The organism is Nonomuraea typhae (genome assembly GCF_009760925.1).
In the GTDB taxonomy this organism is placed as follows: Bacteria; Actinomycetota; Actinomycetes; order Streptosporangiales; family Streptosporangiaceae; genus Nonomuraea; species Nonomuraea typhae.
Genome location: NZ_VRLV01000010.1, coordinates 307,988 through 325,453 on the forward strand (window position 1 = coordinate 307,988; position 17,466 = coordinate 325,453).

General features: G+C 73.8%; 11 protein-coding genes. 3 read left to right on the plus strand and 8 right to left on the minus strand.

What is annotated here, in order from left to right:
• Positions 1 to 74: 74 nt before the first annotated feature.
• Positions 75 to 908 carry a DUF72 domain-containing protein gene (locus FVE25_RS34495; RefSeq protein WP_246267837.1) on the plus strand — a complete coding sequence of 278 codons (834 nt, stop codon included), beginning with the start codon at positions 75 to 77 and terminating at the stop codon, positions 906 to 908.
• On the opposite strand, the gene FVE25_RS34500 is transcribed toward FVE25_RS34495, so the two are convergent.
• The 5 genes from FVE25_RS34500 to FVE25_RS34520 form a co-directional block, all read right to left on the minus strand.
• Positions 895 to 2,127: a TIGR02679 family protein gene (locus tag FVE25_RS34500; protein WP_157251333.1), complete on the minus strand. Its 1,233-nt coding sequence runs from the start codon at positions 2,125 to 2,127 to the stop codon at positions 895 to 897. The two genes, FVE25_RS34495 and FVE25_RS34500, sit on opposite strands and share 14 nt — an antisense overlap.
• On the minus strand, positions 2,124 to 6,104 hold the full coding sequence (locus FVE25_RS34505) for a TIGR02680 family protein (RefSeq protein ID WP_157251334.1): 3,981 nt from the start codon (positions 6,102 to 6,104) through the stop codon (positions 2,124 to 2,126). The genes FVE25_RS34500 and FVE25_RS34505 overlap by 4 nt, the downstream gene beginning before the upstream one ends.
• Positions 6,104 to 7,237 carry a TIGR02678 family protein gene (locus FVE25_RS34510; protein WP_157251335.1) on the minus strand — a complete coding sequence of 378 codons (1,134 nt, stop codon included), beginning with the start codon at positions 7,235 to 7,237 and terminating at the stop codon, positions 6,104 to 6,106. The genes FVE25_RS34505 and FVE25_RS34510 overlap by 1 nt, the downstream gene beginning before the upstream one ends.
• Positions 7,234 to 8,745 carry a TIGR02677 family protein gene (locus FVE25_RS34515; protein WP_157251336.1) on the minus strand — a complete coding sequence of 504 codons (1,512 nt, stop codon included), beginning with the start codon at positions 8,743 to 8,745 and terminating at the stop codon, positions 7,234 to 7,236. The genes FVE25_RS34510 and FVE25_RS34515 overlap by 4 nt, the downstream gene beginning before the upstream one ends.
• Positions 8,746 to 8,868: 123 nt before the next feature.
• Positions 8,869 to 9,633 carry a nuclease-related domain-containing protein gene (locus FVE25_RS34520; RefSeq protein WP_157251337.1) on the minus strand — a complete coding sequence of 255 codons (765 nt, stop codon included), beginning with the start codon at positions 9,631 to 9,633 and terminating at the stop codon, positions 8,869 to 8,871.
• A gap of 176 nt (positions 9,634 to 9,809) precedes the next feature.
• Here FVE25_RS34520 and FVE25_RS34525 point away from each other — a divergent pair, with 176 nt between their 5' ends.
• Both FVE25_RS34525 and FVE25_RS34530 read left to right on the plus strand, forming a co-directional pair.
• Complete coding sequence (locus FVE25_RS34525) at positions 9,810 to 10,397, plus strand: TetR/AcrR family transcriptional regulator (protein ID WP_157251338.1); 588 nt, start codon at positions 9,810 to 9,812, stop codon at positions 10,395 to 10,397.
• Between the two features lie 35 nt (positions 10,398 to 10,432).
• The gene (locus tag FVE25_RS34530; protein WP_157251339.1) at positions 10,433 to 14,059 is read left to right on the plus strand and encodes an nSTAND1 domain-containing NTPase; all 3,627 of its coding nucleotides are present in this window, start codon (positions 10,433 to 10,435) and stop codon (positions 14,057 to 14,059) included.
• On the opposite strand, the gene FVE25_RS34535 is transcribed toward FVE25_RS34530, so the two are convergent.
• Genes FVE25_RS34535 through FVE25_RS34545 form a run of 3 tightly spaced genes read right to left on the minus strand, consistent with a single transcriptional unit; the run spans position 14,039 to position 17,462 of the window.
• Entirely contained in the window at positions 14,039 to 15,130 is a 1,092-nt protein-coding gene (locus FVE25_RS34535; protein ID WP_157251340.1) for an acyl-CoA dehydrogenase family protein, read from the minus strand. The two genes, FVE25_RS34530 and FVE25_RS34535, sit on opposite strands and share 21 nt — an antisense overlap.
• Positions 15,127 to 16,263: an acyl-CoA dehydrogenase family protein gene (locus tag FVE25_RS34540; protein ID WP_246267839.1), complete on the minus strand. Its 1,137-nt coding sequence runs from the start codon at positions 16,261 to 16,263 to the stop codon at positions 15,127 to 15,129. The genes FVE25_RS34535 and FVE25_RS34540 overlap by 4 nt, the downstream gene beginning before the upstream one ends.
• A complete protein-coding gene (locus FVE25_RS34545; RefSeq protein WP_157251342.1) occupies positions 16,260 to 17,462 on the minus strand; it encodes an acyl-CoA dehydrogenase family protein in 1,203 nt (400 codons plus the stop codon). The genes FVE25_RS34540 and FVE25_RS34545 overlap by 4 nt, the downstream gene beginning before the upstream one ends.
• Between the last annotated feature and the right edge of the window lie 4 nt (positions 17,463 to 17,466).

The following is a 17,466-nucleotide window of genomic DNA, read 5'->3' on the forward strand; positions in this document are numbered from 1 at the left end:
CGAAGATCCCGGCGAAGGGTGCATAACGTAACAGCATCCCCCAGAGGCAATCCAGGCCACGCTACGGTGGTCTTGTGAAACTGCACGTGGGCTGCGCGATGTGGTCACATGCCCGGTGGAACCTCCCCCAGGAGGAGCGGCTCGGCGCCTACGCCACCTGGTGCAACGCCGTGGAGGGCAACACCACCTTCTACGCCACGCCGTCCAGGAGCACGGTCGAGACCTGGGCCGCGCAGACGCCGCCCGAGTTCCGGCTGGTGCTCAAGCTGCCCAAGACCGTCACCCACGACCGCCGGCTGGGGGACGTGGCCGAGCCGGTGCGGGCGTTCCTGGACGCGATCGAGCCTCTGGGTCCCCGGGCGCATGCGTTGTGGGTGCAGTTGCCGGGTTCGTTCTCGCCGGGCGATCTGGGGGTGCTGGCCGCGTTCCTGCGGAGGATGCCGGCGTCCTACCGCTACGCGGTCGAGGTACGGCACCGCGCCTTCTTCGACCACGGCCCCTCGATCCGGAACCTGGAGCGGCTCCTGGGCGAGTTCGGCGCCGAGTGGGTGCCCTTCGACACCGTCACCCTCTTCGAGAGCCCGCCGGTCAGCGACGCCGAGCGGGACGCCTGGACCAAGAAGCCACGCGTGCCCCGTCGCTCCGAGGCGCTGACCGAGCGGCCGATCGTGCGCTATCTCGGGCGTGACGACGTCGGCCGGACGGTCGCGGGCTGGCGGCACTGGGCCGAGGTGGCCGCGCGGTGGCTGCGCGAGGGGCGTTCGCCGACCGTGTTCATCCACACGCCGGACAACGCCGAGGCGCTCGGGTTGTCCCGGCGTTTCCACGAGGAGGTCAGGACCCTCGTGCCCGAGCTCGAACCCCTGCCGGAACCTGTGGCGGACGAGCCGCCCCTCACCCTGTTCTGAGGTCGCCCAGCAGGTCGGCCAGGACCAGTTCCTCCTCCACCCGCACCGCCCGCGACCGCATGGCCGCCGAGAGCGCCGGATCCCACGGCGTCGGCGCGGGCCGGCCGCCGAGCGGGGCGTCGCAGGTGACCTTCTCGTAGGAGGAGGCGTCATAGCGCCACGGCGTGAACCCCACCCGGTCGTGGAGGGCGGCGGCGATCGCCACGCCGCCCCAGTCGAAGTCGCCGTGGTAGGCGAAGCGGGCGCCTCCGGCGGCCAGCAGGTCGAGCAGCCGCCACACCGCCAGGGACGGCCGGCCGTTCACGCAGACCAGCGGCGGGCAGGCGGCGCCCAGCTCGTCGGCCGCCGCGGCCACCACGACCGGGTTCTCGCAGACTCGCACCATCCCGGCGGAGATCGGCCCCGAGCGCCGTAACTGCCGCAACGTGCGCACGTGCGGCTCACCCGGCACGGGGTCACCGGGCAGCCCGAGGCTCAGGACCAGCGACGACAGCTCGTCCAGGTGCACGCCCACCGCGCCCCACGCCGCCCGCCTGCCGTCCGCGCCGCCCTCGGCCGCGTACGGCAGGCCGCCCAGCGCCCGTGCCGCGGACAGCGCCAGCGTGCCCAGGGGCCGCCCGTCGTCGAGCGCGTGCGCGTCCCCGGACGCCTCGGCGGCCAGCCGCCCGATGGGCACCCCGGCGGACGGCACCCTCGACAGCACCGCGGTCAGCCGCTCCAGCAGCGGACCGGCCTCGGCCGCCTCGGGCGCCAGCCGGCGCACCAGCCCGGAGGCGTCCAGCCAGGCCCGCCACGCGGCCAGCTCGGGCCGTCCGGCCACGTGGGCGTCGAGGGCGGCGAACGCGGACCGCCAGGCGCCGTCTCGTTCGGCGGCCAGGGCGGGCAGGTCGCGGACCGGGCCGCGCAGCCGTACAACCGCGTCGGCCAGGCCCGCGCAGGCGCCGCTGGCGCGCACCACGCGATCGACCTCGTCCAGCGAGACGGTCAGCGACCGGCCCGTGCCCGCGCGGCGGCCGAGCAGCGTCTCCACCGCCCGGCGCTGGCCGGTCGTGGCGGCGGTCAGTGACACGGTCCCGGTCAAGGGGCGGCCGTGTTCGAGCCGGTGGCGGGCGCGCTCCACCAGCCACGCCAGGTCGTCGCCGCCGAGAAGCCTGGCCAGGTGGCCGGCCGGGTTGCCGACCGGATGGCCGACCGGCTGTCCGGCCGAGTGGTCGCTCATCGGACGTCCTCCGGCGCGCGGCGGCGTTCCCTGCCGTCCCACCACCACGAGGTGACCAGGACCGCGTCCACGCCGTCGCGCCGGGAGAGCTGAGCGATGGCCAGACCGGGCACCTGCGGATAACAACCCCACTCGCGTTCGCTGGTCATCACCACGTCCATGTCGAAGGTGGCCAGGAGGCCGAGGCATTTGGCCCGCGAGTCGTCATCCACGCCGGCGAACGCCTCGTCGAGCGCCACCAGCCGCGGGGCGTACGGGTTTCCGGCCGACTTGTAGTGCGCGGAGGCGGCGGCGAACAGCGGCACCGACGCCGCCAGCACGCGCTCGCCGCCCGAGGCGGGGCCGGTCGCGGGCCGCCACTGGCCTTCCTGGAGTCGCTGGATGTTGAACTCGTGCCAGGTCCGGTAGTCCAGCGCCCTGGTCAGCGCCTCGATCCAGCCTGCCGCCGGGTTGTCGGCGTGCTCGCGGGCGATGCGTTCCTGGAGGAAGGAGCCGACCGCGATCCGGTCGTCGGGGGACCAGGCGTCGACGGTCTGCCGCAGCTTCCCGCGGATCCGGTCGAGTCCCTCGGGCGCGTTCTTCGCGGTCTTCCACACCAGGCGCAGCATCATGCCGGTGGAGGTCGGGCGCGACCGCAGTTCCTCGTTCATGCGGCCCACCTCCTCCTCGGCCGCCGCGATCAGCTCGTGCAGGGTCCCGGCGACCTCGTTGAGCAGGTGGTTCTCCAGCAGCTCGCGTTCCTTGGCCGACAGCAGCCTGGCCCGCTGGGCGGTTTCCCGCGCCAGCGCCTCGACCAGGCCGGGGACGTCCCGCGACCGGCCCTGGAACGTCACGTCCACGATCATGACGCCTTCTGTCACGGTCAGCCCGGCCGAGTGGCCGTGCCTGGCCATCGCGTCCGACAGGAGCTTGTGCTCGTCGGCGACCTTGCGCTGCACGCGCTCCCAGGGGCCGTCATTGCCGTCGATCCCCTCCAGCTCGGCGTTGACCGAGCGGGCGAGGACGACCGTGGGCGTGGGTGACCAGGACGTGGCCGGGTCCGGCAGTTCCAGGCCGGGCAGCGCGACCGTGAGCAGCCCGGTCGCCGCGAACGCCCGGAACTCCCTGACCGCCTCGTCGCGGGCCGCCGTCGCCTCGGCGATCTCTCCGGCCAGCCGCCCGCGCACGCCCTCGGCCCTGCCCCACTCCGTGCGCAGTTCCTTCTCCCTGCGGCGTACGTCCTCCTCGTCCCGCTGCCGCCGGCGCAGCTCCTGCGTGACCTCCTCCAGGCGCCGGTTCAGCTCCTCGACCGCGGCACCCGCGGTCTCGGCCAGCGAGCGGTACATCTCGGCGGCGGTGTCCGCCTGCTCCTGCGCCTCGGCCGCGAGCTGCGCCGCCTCGGCCATCCGCCCGGCCGCGAGCGCCGCCTCCTGCTCGGCCTCCGCCGCCGCCTCGCCGGCCGTGGTCATCGCCCGTACGGCGGGCCACAGCCTGGCCAGCGCCAGCCGGTAGGCGGCCAGCCCGGCGGCGACCTCGGCCAGCTCCGCGCGATCGCCGGGCAGCCCGACGTCGGCGGCGAACTCGGCGGCCGGCGTCCTGGCGGCGTCCAGCTCGTCCCGCCGGGCGGCCGCCGTCTGCTCGGCCCGCCGGTGCCGCCCGGCCAGCGCCCCATGCGCTTCGTGGGCGGCGGCCAGCTTCACGTGCGCCTCCCGCACCGGGGCATCCGCCGGGCAGGCCCGGTGCTCGGCCGCCAGGCGGCTCTGCCGTACGGTGAGGGCGGTTTTCTCCTCGTCGAGCGTCTCGACGCGCTGCCCGAGGCGTGCCAGTTCCTCGGCGAGGGCGGCCAGGCGGGCACGGCGCGCGGCCTCGCGGGCGCCTTCGCCGATGTGGCCGGCCCTGGGTTTGCGCCAGGAACCGGCCAGCACGCCGTTGGCCCAGCGGCCGTCGGTGGCGATCCACGTGTGCGCGCCCGGTCCGAGCCCGATCCCGGTGAGGACGGCGGAGACCGCCTCGTCGGTGAGCGCGCCGGCCTGCGGGTCGGCCCGGTCGATGGCCGGGCGCAGCACGGTCGCCGCCGACAGCCCGGCCACGGTGCCGCGCAGGACGACGGTGTCACCGGCGATGAGGTCGCCGCGCGGGGTGACCCAGGCGTCGAGGATGCCCGCGGCCTCCAGCGCGGCCTCCAGCCCGGCCCGGTGGTCGTCGGGCACGCCCTCGGCGAAGTCGACGACCTTCCACAGCGGCGCGCCCGGCCGCATCGGCGGGCGCGGGGCGCGGGCGTGGGGCGCGGGCGGCGCGTCGTGGCCGCCCGCCTCCAGCCGGGCGATCTCGACGGCCACCTCGTCCCCGTCGCGGCGGGCGGCGCCCAGCTCGGCGTCCAGCTCCGCCTCGCGCCTGGCCAGCGCCGCCGCGGCCGCCTGCAGCGCGTCGTCGAGCGCCGCGACCGCGGGGTTGGCGCCCTCCGCGTTGGCCGCCCAGCCCTCCAGCCCGGCCAGCACGCCGTCCGGGTCGGGCACCGGCAGCTCGATCAGCCCCGCCAGGTACCCGGTGAACGCCCTGACCAGGTCTGCCCCCTGCTCGGCGGCCACCCGGCCCGCCTGGTCGATCGCCTCCGCGGCCTCGGCCAGCTCGCCGCTCAGCCGGTCCGTGTCGGCGCGGGCCGCCGCCAGCGCGGACTCGGCGCCAGCCACGGTGGCGAGCAGCCGCTCCAGCTCGCCGACGGCGTGTTCCCGCCGGGCCGCGACCTCCTCGGCCGCGCCGGGCGAGTCCGCGAGCGCGCAGCCGGCCCGGTCCGCCTGCGTCGCCGCCTCCTCGTGGATCTCCGCGTGCTCGTCCGCCGCCCTTTCGGCCTTCTCGCGCGCCGCGCCGGCCCTGGCGGCCAGCCGTACGCTCTCGCCGCGCACCCGGGCCAGGTCGCGGGCGGTCCTGGCGGCGTGCTCGGCCAGCCGGTTCGCCTCCTCGCGGCTCTGCTCCAGCCGCTGCGCGTCGCGCGCCTCCGGGCTCTGCTGCAGTGCCGTACGGCGGGCGTCGAGCAGGTTCTTGGCCGTGGCCAGCTCGCTGAAGCGGTCCTCGACCGTCTCCAGCTCGGCCTCGGCCTGCTGCTGCCGGGTCTCGGCGTCGGCCAGGTCGCGGCCGAGCTGCTCGTAGCGGCGCTGGGTCTGCCGGGGACCGGCCGCCTTCCGCTTGGCCGCGATCGCCGCGTACCTGCGGTAGTGCAGCAGGAAGTCGGCGGCGGCGCGGCGGGCCTCGTCCAGGCCGCGTAAGGTGTCGCGTTCCTCGTCCAGGCCGCGGAACGCCTCCGCGACCGTCGCCAGCAGCGCCGGGCTCAGCGGCGGCAGCGCCTCGGTGAGCGCCCTGGACAGCAGGCGCTCGTCCGGCTTCTTCGACAGCTGCGGCTGGCGGAGCTGGATCAGCAGGTTGACCAGCGCCTCGTAGCGGAGCTCGCCCAGGCCGAACAACGCCTCGTCCACCGCGCGCCGGTAGTCGGCGGCCCGGTCGTAGACCAGGCCGTGGCCGTCCAGCTCGTCGCGCAACTTCTCCCTGGTCAGCGCGACCCCGGTCGGCGAGACGAGGTTCAGCCCGGCGCCGACGCGTCGCGGGGTGACGAAGAACCAGTGCCGCACGACGCCGCGGTCCTTGACCGCCTTCAGCCCGCAGCCGATCGTGCGGAACTCGTGGCTGCCGTCGGCCGCCCGCCGCCCGAACTCCAGCCAGGTGTAGCCGAGCCGCTCCGGATGGGGATGGCGGCCGCCGAGCAGGAGGTTCCACTCCATGCGCTTCTGCCGGTCGCCGTCGGGCTCGACCCGGTGGGAGGTCAGCTCGCCGTCCAGCAGGAACGGCAGGGTCAGCGCGAGCACCTTCGACTTGCCGGTGCCGTTGTTGCCGCGCAGCAGCAGCCTGCCGTCGTGGAAGTGGAACTCCTCCACGTCGTAGTAGAACATGTCGACCAGGCCCGCGCGCAGCGGCTTCCAGCGCTCCGAGCCGGGGATGGGCAACATCAGCGCGGTCCTTTGATCGTGGGGGCGTCGAGGGCGTACCTGGAGATCGCCGGCAGCCCGGTGACCCGCTCGCCCTGCACGATCGCCAGCCGCAGGGCCGTGAGCTTGCCGAGCGCCACCGCCAGCAGCCCGTCCTCGGCGCCGGGATCGGTGACACCCTTGCGCCAGAAGGAGGCGTGCTCGGCGGCGGCCTGCCGGACGAACTGTTTGAGCTCGTCGAAGGAGGCGGCGCCCAGCTCGGCCAGGCGCTCGGCCACCAGCAGCGTGACGTGGCCGTCGGTGCGCTGCTCGGGCAGCCGCACGTCGGTCAGCTCGTCGTCCGGGTCGGTCATCGCGATGCCCTCCGCGCGCACCTCGGCGACCAGGCCGGTGGCCTGCTCGATCCGGCGGATGATCGCGTGGCGCTGCGAGGTCAGATAGGCCAGCTCGTCCTCGTCGAGGTCGGCGAAGTACACGACGGGGTCGTCCAGCAGCCACCGCGTCAGCCTGCGCCGCAGCGCCTGGTTGCGCAGGTCGTCGGTCTCCGCGTACGGCTCGGCCGTCAGCTCGGCCAGCCGCTCTTCGAACGTCTCGGCCGTGATCGTGGACGGCCCGCGGACCCCGGCCAGCAGCCCGGCCAGCACCTTGCGGCGCACGTCGTAGAGGACGTCGCCGCCGGCCGTCAGGTACGCCTCCTCGTCGCCGGCCACCCGGTCGAGCACGCCCCAGGCCAGCAGCGCCCGCACCACGGCCACCAGGTCGCCGCGCTCGGACCTGGTGTCGAGCGTGAAGGCGTAGCCTGTGCCCGCCTCCAGCACCTCCTCGGCCAGCCGGCCCAGCGTGGTCTGCGCGTCCGCCCGCTCCAGCACCGACAGGGCCAGGCAGAGCACGACGTACCGCCGCCTGCCGAAGGGCTCGCCCGCCCGGCCGAGCGCCGGCCTGGTGGCGTCCCGGGTGTCGGCGACCGTCTTGAACAACCGGGCCGTGTCGGAATCCACCACCAGCCGCCAGCCGGTCTCCCTGGTCAGCCAGTCGCGCAACTCCGCCGCGTGCCGCCGCACCAGCACCAGTTTCTCCGGGTCGCGCAGCAGCGGGCGCATCAGCAACGCGCGCAGCGCCTGCTGACACTGAGCCAGCTCCTCCTCCGGCGTCACGCGACCACCGTGATCTCGATGACGTGCTCCGGCCCGGTCAGCACCCCGTCCCGCGTCACGATCTCCACCGTGCCGCCGTCGGGGACCAGCGTCAACCGCACCTCCATCGAGCCGTCGCCGGTCGTCGTCTTCACCTCGGTGTCGCCCGGGTGCCGCGCCGCCAGGGCGTCCCCGAGCAACCCGAGGAACAACCGGAACGCCGGCGGATCCAGCGCCCCCAGCTGGGACAGCAGCACCGGCCCGCGCGTGCGCAGCCGCTCCCGCGCCGCGGCGGTCTCGGCGGCCTCCCGCTCCACCTGCTCCCGCAGGAAGTCACGCGCCGCCGACCGGTCGGCGACCTTGTTGGGGCGGCCCCGCCGTTCATAGAAGCCGGTACGGCGCAGCTGCGGCGAGATCCGGATCGGCGGCGCCTGCGCCCACGGCGTGGCGGCGGGCACCTCGGCCGCCTCCTGCGGCGGGGCCGTCAGATGCCGGGCCGGCGACAGCCCGAAGGCCGCCCGCCAGAGCCGGTGCATGGCCGCCTCGTCCGGCGCCTCGGCGAACCAGCGGGCCAGCGTCCTGAAGTCGGCCGACCGGTCGGACCGGCCGGACCTGCGCTCGTTGAGCAGGCCGACGGTGTCGATGAGCTGCTTGATCGCGGTGACGGCCGACTGGCGCAGGAGCCGCGCCTGTGACGGGTTGGCCGTGTCGCGGGAGACGAACCAGTCCCGCAGCCCGCGCCACCGGTTCTCCCACGCGGCCAGGGCCGTGCCGTACTCGGCGGTGACGTCCTCGCCGTCGGGGACCGCGTCGGCCGCCTCCCGCGTGGCGGCCAGGTGCAGGAACCCGCGGTGCCCGCGTTCTTCGAGCTCCAGCAGCAGCCGGGCGATTCTGGCGCCGGAGTTGGCCAGTTCGGCGATGAACCGGTTGATGTAGTCGATCAGCCGTTCCTTGTAGGCGATGAACCCGTCCACGTCGCCGTCGCTGAAGTCGATCGCCCTGCGCAGGGAGGACATGAACGCCTGCGCGTTGTCGGCCAGCGAGCCGAACCGCTCGACCAGCGAGATCAGGATCAGGTGCGCGGCGGCCGGATCCGGCTCCTCCTGCCCGGCCAGTGCCACGAGCGCCTGCAACTGGTCGGCGATGTCGCCCAGCGCCACGGCCTGCAGCCGGCCTCTTCTGCCGATCGCCTCCTCGTAGAACGCGATGGCCTGCTCGGCGGCCTGGCCGGCCGGGGTGAGCTGGAACAGCAGCCGCTTGCGATGAAAGTCCTCGACGGAGGAGACCCTGCCGGTATCGGCGTCCGCCCGGAGGTTGCCCCACTCGATGAGCTTCTGCAGCGCCTGGCTCAGCTGCTCGTCGTTGTCCCGGCCCGTCTCCGCGGCCACCTCTTCGGGGCGCAGGTGCACGATGAACCGCTCCTTGGCCCGGGCGAACGCCACCAGGATCGCCCGGTAGAGCGCGGCGTTGGGCGCACTCAGATGAGCGAACGCCAGCGGCTGGGGCGGAACCGGGGCTGCGGCGGTCATACACCTAGTGTGGCCTTTTCGCCCGCCATGTCACCCGGATTGATCATTCCCGTATGAGACGGTCCGCGCGGGCCGGCCGGCTTCTGCGTGACGACGCTGTCAAGCAGAGGCCGGGCCGGAGGGTCAGATGCGCTGGAGTTCCCGGGCGGCGACGCGGGCCAGGGTCTCGACCTGGTCGGCGCTGAAAGCGGCCGAAGAGGTGGCGCGGATCATGCGGGCCGCCAGCCGGGGCTTCAGCAGGGTCAGTCCTTCGGCGGTCACCAGGCCGCCCCTGGGCATCATGCCGCAGTGGACGGCGATCATCGGGGTGATGGTGACCGGGATGCCGGTTTCCTTGGTGAGGAGGCCGGCGAAGGCGTTGCCGGTGTCCACGAGGCCCGTGGCCACCTTGGTGCCGAACTTCTCGCCGAAGAACAGGCGGCCGCCGTAGCTGGCGATCTCGGTGTCGGGGCTCCAGGACTCGTTGTCGATGATCCAGACACCGCCGGGACCGATGACCAAGTGGTCGATGGATGCCTGGCCGCGGATGGAACGGCCGTCGAGGATGCGGTAGCCGTGCTTGCCGAGACTGCTCCGCAACAGCTTGCCGGTGATGGTCTCGCCGCGGCGGCGGCCGCGCCAGACGGCGGTGGCGCGGAACTTGGACCAGTGCCAGTACCAGTCGCCCGCGGCCACCAGGGCGGCCAGGCCGAGGGCGTAGGCCACGGAGAAGGGAAGGTTGAAGCGGATGGCCAGCGCAAGTCCTATCGCGAACCCGACGGCGGCCATGATGGCGCGGTTGCGACGGCGGGTTCTGGTGTCCTCCCTCCAGTACTTCTCGTAGTACCACTGGGGCGACGCCCCTGTGAACTTCGCGTCCTGCTGCACATAGATCGAGCCACCAGGCACGGCAAACTCCCCGAGTCAGTAGGAAATACTTGGATCTGCCACGCCGGAGATCCCTCGCCACTTCACGTGATACCCAACATCCAACAAAGGCCACCCTAAGGTGAGGGAAATAGCACCGGGAAGCATCGCAACACATCGGACAAGACGCTCAACCGACCAGTCGGTATGCTGGGTCCGTGACGGGGAAGGATGAGCCGGTACGCCGGAGGCTCCTCGGCGAGGCCACCAGGCTGTTCGCCGAGCGCGGGTTCGAGGGCACCTCGGTGCAGGAGATCGTCGCTGCGGCCGGGGTGACCAAGGGCGCGATGTACCACTACTTCGATTCAAAGGATGACCTGCTGCACGAGATCTACGCGCGGGTCCTGCGGATGCAGATGGAGCGGCTGACGCAGATCGCCGACGAGGACCGGCCGGTCAAGGACCGGCTGCGTGACGCCGCGGCCGACGTCGTGGAGACGACCACGGCCAACCTCGACGACTCCAAGATCTTCTTCCGCTCGATGCACCTGCTGGCCCCGGAGACGCAGAAGAGCGTGCGGGCCGAGCGCCGACGCTACCACGAGCGTTTCCGGGACCTCGTGACCGAGGGGCAGCGTGAGGGCGTGTTCCGGGACGACATCCAGGCGGAGATCGTCGTCGACTACTTCTTCGGCTCGGTGCACCACCTCGGGACCTGGTACCGCGTCGACGGGCCGCTGTCCGGGGCCGAGGTGGGGCGCCAGTTCGCCGAACTGCTTCTGACGTCGCTCAGGCTCTCCCCATAGACAAGAGCCGAAATTTTCGCATCATTTAATTCTTTGTGAAGACCGATCCCGAACAGCTCGGCGGCTACTGGATCGCCGGCCGCCTCGGCAGCGGCGGCCAGGGCGTGCTCTACGAGGCATACGACGACCACGGCGAGCGCTACGCCCTCCGGGCACTACGCCGCAGACCCGCCCGGCAACGCGTCGCGGCGGCGCTTCGGGTTCCCTCCTTCTGTACGGCCCGCCTGCTCGCCGCCGACCTGGACGGGCCGACGCCGTACTTGGTGACCGAGTACGTCCCCGGGACCAGCCTGCGGGTGAAGGTCGGCGAGTCCGGCCCCTACCAGGGCGAGGACCTCTTCCGCCTGGCCGTCGGCGTCGCCACCGCGCTGACCGCCGTCCACGAGGCCGGCTCGGCCCACGGCGCGCTCACCCCCGACGACGTGCTCCTCGGCCCCGCCGGGCCCCGCGTGATCGACTTCGGCCTGGTCCCGAAGGCGTCGCAGGCGGACGACGTCCACTACTGGGGCCAGATCCTCCTCTTCGCCTCCGGCGGCGCGCTGCAGCCCTCCTTGCGGGAGCTGGTCACGCGGATCTCCGACAAACGGCACTCCGCTCGCGAGGTGCTGGTGAAGCTGCTGGACGGCGCGGCGGGCGACCCCCTGGCCGAGGGGAGCCGGATCGCCGCGCCGCTGCGCGTGGAGGTGGCGGATCCGTCGCTGGGCGTGGTGGCCGAGGAGGTCTACGCCGGGCTCGGCCCGGCCGAGCGGGCGGCCGTGCCCGGTGTCTTCCTGCGCCTGGTCACGCCGGGCCCCGACAGCCGCCGCATCGCGCCGCTCGGCGAGTTCCCCGACGGCACCGGTCAGCGCGTGATCAGCCGGTACGGCGAAGCCGGGCTCCTCCAGGCGGGACCCGGTGAGGAACGCACGGTCATGCTGGCCCATCCGGCCCTCGTACACGCCTGGCCGCGGTTGCGAGGGTGGCTGGTCCCTGGAGACGGGAACCCGGCGGAGGCAGGGGAAGAACCCTCCGTCCGGGAAGCGCCGCCGGCCGGACGGGCGACACCGGTCACCCAGGTGCCGCCGGTCGGGCAGGAGGAGCGGGCCGTCCCGAAGACGCGGGTCATCCCGGAGCGCGCCGCCCAAGACGAACCCGGCGTCCCGAAGGAACGGATCGCACCGAAGGAGCCGGGCGTCCCGGGCGTCCCGGCGGCGCACGGCACCACGACCGCACAGGACACCGCGGCACCGCACGACACCACGACCGCACAGGGCACCACGACCCCGCACGGCACCACGACCGCACAGGACACCGCGGCACCGCAGGACACCACGACCGCCCGGGAACCCGCAGGCCGTGGCGCCCCTGCCCCGCCCCAAGACCTCCGGCAGGCGCTGGCCCGGGCGGCCGACGGCTGGGAGCGAGGAGGTGGGCGGGCCGGGGACCTGCTCCGGGATCGCCGGCTGGACGAGGTGCTGGGCTGGGCCGGGTCCGGGGGGCTGAGCCGTACGGAAAGGGCGTTCGTCGACGCCAGCGCGCGGCTGGCGAACCGGCGGCTGGGGCGGCGGCGGGTGGTGGCGAACCTGCTGGCGGTGCTGCTCGCGGCGGCGCTGGCCGGGGCCGGGGTGGCCGTCTGGCAGGGGAGCAAGGCGCGGGAGGAGCTGGTGGGCACCACCGCTCAGGCGCTGGCCGCGACCGTGGAGGACGTGCGGGGGTTCGATCCGGTGATGGCGCGGCGGCTCAGTGCGGCGGCCTGGCGGGTGGCTGCGGTGCCGCAGGCGCGTTCGGCGTTGATGGCGTCGGTGACCGATCCGGTGCGGGACGTGTTCGCCGATCCGGATGCCGCCGCGGACTCGGTCTACGCCTTCGATCAGGCGGGGCGGTGGCTGGTGGCGGTGCGTGGCGGGACGGCCAGGGTGTGGGATCCGGTGGCCAAGACGCTGCTCATGGAGATCAGGGGCGCGGGCCGGTCGGCGCGGCTGGCGGCGTTGAACCCGGCGGGTACGACACTGGCGGTGGCCACGACCGGCGACGTGCGGGTCTTCGACACGCGTTCGGGGGTGCTGGTGCGCTCGCTGCCGGTCAAGGCGGCCGTGGCGCTCGGGTATCAGGGGGAGACGCTGGCCACCACCGACCGGGCGGGGCTGGGGGCGTTGTGGCGGCCGGACGGCAGCCAGGTGATGTTCGTGCCGATGAGCACGCTGGCGACGGACGGGCGGCGGGTGCTGGCCGTCCCGGTCGGCAACAGCGAGGAGCCGGCGCGGATCTGGGAGAACGGGTCCCGGCTCGACCTGCCCTGGCTGGCCGACGGCACGTTCGGCGCGGGCGCGCTGGCTCCCGACGGCGCCTCGGTGGTGTTGTCGGGCCCGGCGGGCACCCGTGTGCACGACCTGGCCGGCGGGCGCGTCCTCGCCGGCCTCGGCCCGGCGGCCACCTCCCTGGCCTTCTCCCCCGACGGAAAACTGCTGGTCACCGGGTCCCCTGACGGCGCCACGGTCTGGCGCACCACCGACTGGGCCAGGCTGCTGGATGCCCGCGAGCCGAACGGAAGGGCCCAGAGCGCCGCGACGCGGCCGAACGGGACACAGAACCTCGCGGCCCGCACAAGCGGCACCGAGCACGCCGCCAACCCGGCGATCGGGAAGCCGAGCGCGGCCCCCGGGCGGCCGGGCGGGCCGCGGAGTGCCGTGGCCGGGCCGGGCGGGCTGCGGTACGTGGACGCGGGCGGCCTGGCCAAGACCTACACGATCCCGGCCACGCCGGCGACCCCGCTCGGCCGTGAGGCGGCGGCCCGCGCCCTCAGCCCGGACGGCACGACGCTGGCCACGGCCGACGGCGCCTCGATCACCCTCTGGAGCCTCGCCGAGGCCAGGCCCCTGGCCACGCTCCCGAGCCGGGCGACCCTGATGTCCTTCGCCCCCGACGGCCGGCGCCTCGCGGTGGCCGTCCCGGACCAGCCGGGCGTGGACGTCTGGGACCTGACCCAGCACAGCCGGGTGACGACGCTCACGACCTCCCCGGTCAAGGCTCTGGCCTACTCCCCCGACAGCCGGACGCTGGCGGTGGCCGCGGCGGAGTGGGTGGAGCTCCACGGCGACCGCGGAGCGCGCCGGGTGGCAGGGGTGAACGGCCAGGGCCTGGCCTGGCGTCAGGACGGTCTCCTGCTGGCGGTGTACGACGAGGACCGGGTCTACACCGTGGATCCGGTCGAAGCCGCCCCGATGGTGCCGAACGCCGGCGTCAAGGCCGCCGGCGTGGTCGCCTTCAGCCCGGACGGCCGCACGGCCGCCACCGGCAACTCGCTCGGCCAGATCACCCTCTGGGACGCCGGTCTCCGGGCCCCGCTGGGTCCTCCGCTGGTCACCGGGGACCGGCTGGAGTCCCTGCTGTTCTCCCGCGACGGCCAGGTGCTGGCGGCCGCGGGCGGCACGCTGACCCTCTGGGACGTGCGCACCGGCACCCGCCTGGGCGGCAAGGTCCGTATGGCGGCCGGAGGCGACCGGCCCGCGCCCGCCCTCGCCCAAGGCGCGGACCTGGTCGCCGTGGACGCGGCGGGCGAGCCCCGCACGGTGCCGCTGGACCCGGAACGGGCCGTCCGCCGCATCTGCGCCCAGGACGGCGAGCTGCCACCCGTCGCCTGGGACCAGTACCTCCCCGGGACCTCACCCAGGAAGGTCTGCTAGGGAGGCCAGCGCGGCCCGATGGTCACCGGGCGTCCCGAGGGCGATCTCGGTGGCCTTCGCGCGCTTCAGGTAGAGATGAAGGGGGTGTTCCCAGGTCATCCCGATCCCGCCGTGCAACTGCAGCGCCTCCTCCGCCACGTGGACGGCCACGCCCGCGTTCCACGCCTGCGCCACCGCGACGGCGAGCGCGTCGCCCGCGCAGGCGTTCCGCGCCGCGGCCCGGGCCCTGACCACGTCCAGCCACAGATCGGCCAGCCGGTGCTTGAGTGCCTGGAACGACCCGATCGGCCGCGCGAACTGGTGCCGCTCCCGGACGTAAGAAAGCGTGGTGTCCAGGCACCATTCGGCCACCCCGAGCTGCTCGGAGGCCAGCAGCCCGGCCCCGAAGCGCAACACCGCGCCGAGGTCGCAGACGCCCAGGTTCCTGGCGGGCGCCGCGTCGAGGACGACGGTCGCGATCGGCCTGGTCAGGTCGAGCGAGGGCAGCGTGGTGACCGCGGCGTGCCGGGCCTCGACCGCGAACACCGTCCCATCGGCCGAGGGGACGAGCAGGACGTCGGCCACGTCGGCGCCGGCGACTCCGGTGACCGTGCCCGTGACGGTCCCGTCGCCGATCTCCAGCGGCGCACCCGCCACGTGGTACGGCGTGGCCGCGAAGGGCACCGCGAGGGCGGCGGTCTTCTCCCCGGCGGCCAGTTGCCGGATCAGGTCCCGCTCGCCCAGGTCCAGCAGCGCCTTGGTGGCCAGCACGGAGCTGGTGAAGAACGGCACCGGCGCCACTCCCCTGCCCAGTTCCTCCAGCACGACCGCCGCCTCACGGGCGGAGGCGCCGGCGCCGCCGTACTCCTCGGGGACGAGCAGCCCGGCGACGCCGATCTCGCGTGCGAGCGTCTTCCACAGCTCGAGGTCGTGGACCTGGGCGCTCTCGGCGCGGCGGAGGACCGCGGCCGGGGGGCAGCGGTCGGCCAGCAGCGCGCGGACGGCGGCCCTGAGCTCCTCCTCGACCTCGGTGTAGAGCAGCGACCGCGCGCCGTCCTCGTTCGCTGCGCGAAGCGCGGCGGGTTGGTTCATCGGGGCAGATCCTTCCAGGGCACGTCCTTGTCGGCGCGGGGTTCGGACGGCAGGCCGAGGACGCGCTCGGCGATGATGGTGCGCAGGATCTCCGAGGTGCCGCCCTCGATCGAGTTGCCCTTGGCGCGCAGGTAGCGGTAGCCGGGGCCGCGGCCGAGCATGTCGACCTCGTCGGAGCGCCGGAAGGACCAGTCGTCGTAGCCGAGGTCGCGGCGCAGTTCCAGGTCGAGGCCGGTGAGTTCCTGGTTGAGCTTGGCGAAGGAGAGTTTCATGCCGGAGCCCTCGGGGCCGGGCTGGCCGGCGGCCAGTTGTTCGCGCAGCCGTACCGCGGACAGGCGCGTCACCTCGGCTTCCACCCAGAGCTTGAGCAGGCGCTGGTGGAGTTCCGGGGTGCGCAGGGCGGGCTGGTCGCGCCAGGTGCCGGCGACGATGCCGATCATGCCGCCGCCCTGGCGGCCGGGGGTGCCGCCGATGGCGACGCGCTCGTTCATGAGCGTGGTCTGGGCGACCCGCCAGCCGTCGCCGATCTCGCCGAGGCGCAGGTCGTCGCCGAGGCGTACGCCGGTGAGGAAGACCTCGTTGAACTCGGCCTCGCCGGTGATCTGGCGCAGGGGGCGTACCTCGACGCCGGGGGCGTGCATGTCGCAGGCGAAGTAGGTCAGGCCGCGGTGTTTGGGGACGTCCGGGTCGGTGCGGGCGACGAGGATGGCCCAGCGGGCGTGGTGGGCGCCGGAGGTCCAGACCTTCTGGCCGTCCACGATCCATTCGTCGCCGTCGCGGACCGCGCGGGTGGCGAGCGTGGCCAGGTCGGAGCCGGCGCCGGGCTCGGAGAAGAGCTGACACCAGATCTCCTCGCCGGTGTACAGCGGGCGCAGGAAGCGCTTCTGCTGCTCGGGGGTGCCGAAGGCGAGGATGGTCGGGGCGGCCATGCCGAGGCCGATGGCCTGGCGGCCGATGTTGGGCTGCGGGGTGTGGGCGAGTTCCCTGTCCACGAGCTGCTGGAGTTCGCGCGGGGCGCCGAGGCCGCCGAGCCCTTCGGGGAAGTGCACCCAGGCCAGCCCGGCGTCGAAGCGCGCTCCCAGGAAGTCGCCGGTGCCGGCCGTGGCGAGCAGCCGGGCGATCCTGTCCCTCACATCCACTTCTTCAGCTCCCGGTAGGCGAGGGAACGCTTGTGCACCTCGTCGGGCCCGTCGGCCAGGCGCAGCGCGCGGGCGCCGGCCCAGAGGGCGGCCAGGGGGAAGTCCTGGGAGACGCCGCCCGCGCCGTGGACCTGGATGGCCTTGTCGAGGATCCATTCGACGGCGATCGGGGTGGAGATCTTGATGGCCTGGATCTCGGTGTGGGCGCCGCGGTTGCCGGCGGTGTCCATGAGCCAGGCGGTCTTGAGCACGAGCAGGCGCAACTGCTCGATCTTGATCCGGGATTCGGCGATCCAGTCCTGGATCACGCCCTGCTGGGCGACGGGCTTGCCGAAGGCGGTGCGCGACAGGGCCCGCTTGCACATCAGCTCGACCGCGCGCTCGGCCATGCCGATCAGGCGCATGCAGTGGTGGATGCGGCCGGGGCCGAGGCGGGCCTGGGCGATCGCGAAGCCGCCGCCCTCCTCGCCGATGAGGTTCTCGGCGGGCACCCGGACGTCGTCGAAGAGGACCTCGGCGTGGCCGCCGTGGTCGGCGTCGGTGTAGCCGAACAGGTGCATGCCGCGTTTGACATGCAGGCCGGGGGTGTCGCGCGGGACCAGGATCATGCTCTGCTGGCGGTGGGAGGCCGCCTCCGGGTCCGTCTTGCCCATGACGATGAAGATCTTGCAGTGGGGGTTCATCGCGCCGGAGATGAACCACTTGCGGCCGTTGATCACGTACTCGTCGCCGTCGCGGGTGATCGAGGTGGCGATGTTGGTGGCGTCGGAGGAGGCCACGTCGGGCTCGGTCATCGCGAACGCGGAGCGGATCTCGCCGTCGAGCAGGGGCCGCAGCCACTCCTTGCGCTGCCATTCGCTGCCGAACATGGAGAGCACCTCCATGTTGCCGGTGTCGGGCGCGGCGCAGTTGGTGGCGACCGGGGCGATGGCCGGGGACCTGCCCATGATCTCCGCCAGGGGCGCGTACTGCAGGTTGGTCAGCCCCGCCCCGTGCTCGCCGGGCAGGAACAGGTTCCACAGCCCGCGTTTCCTGGCCTCGTCCTTGAGATCGGTCAGCAGCGGCGGCGGGCTCCAGCCGCTCGTGGCCGCCTGTTCCTCGAAGGCGGCCTCGGCCGGGTAAACGCACTCGTCCATGAAGCGGAGCAGGCGCTCGCGCAGGTCCTCGGTGACGGTGTCGAAGGCGAAGTCCATGGGG

Bases quoted from the DNA above. Each gene is read 5' to 3' on its own strand.
- FVE25_RS34500 (WP_157251333.1), bottom strand. From the start codon at position 2,127: ATGAGCGACCACTCGGCCGGACAGCCGGTCGGCCATCCGGTCGGCAAC.
- FVE25_RS34505 (WP_157251334.1), bottom strand. From the start codon at position 6,104: ATGTTGCCCATCCCCGGCTCGGAGCGCTGGAAGCCGCTGCGCGCGGGC.
- FVE25_RS34515 (WP_157251336.1), bottom strand. From the start codon at position 8,745: ATGACCGCCGCAGCCCCGGTTCCGCCCCAGCCGCTGGCGTTCGCTCAT.
- FVE25_RS34535 (WP_157251340.1), bottom strand. From the start codon at position 15,130: ATGAACCAACCCGCCGCGCTTCGCGCAGCGAACGAGGACGGCGCGCGG.
- FVE25_RS34545 (WP_157251342.1), bottom strand. From the start codon at position 17,462: ATGGACTTCGCCTTCGACACCGTCACCGAGGACCTGCGCGAGCGCCTG.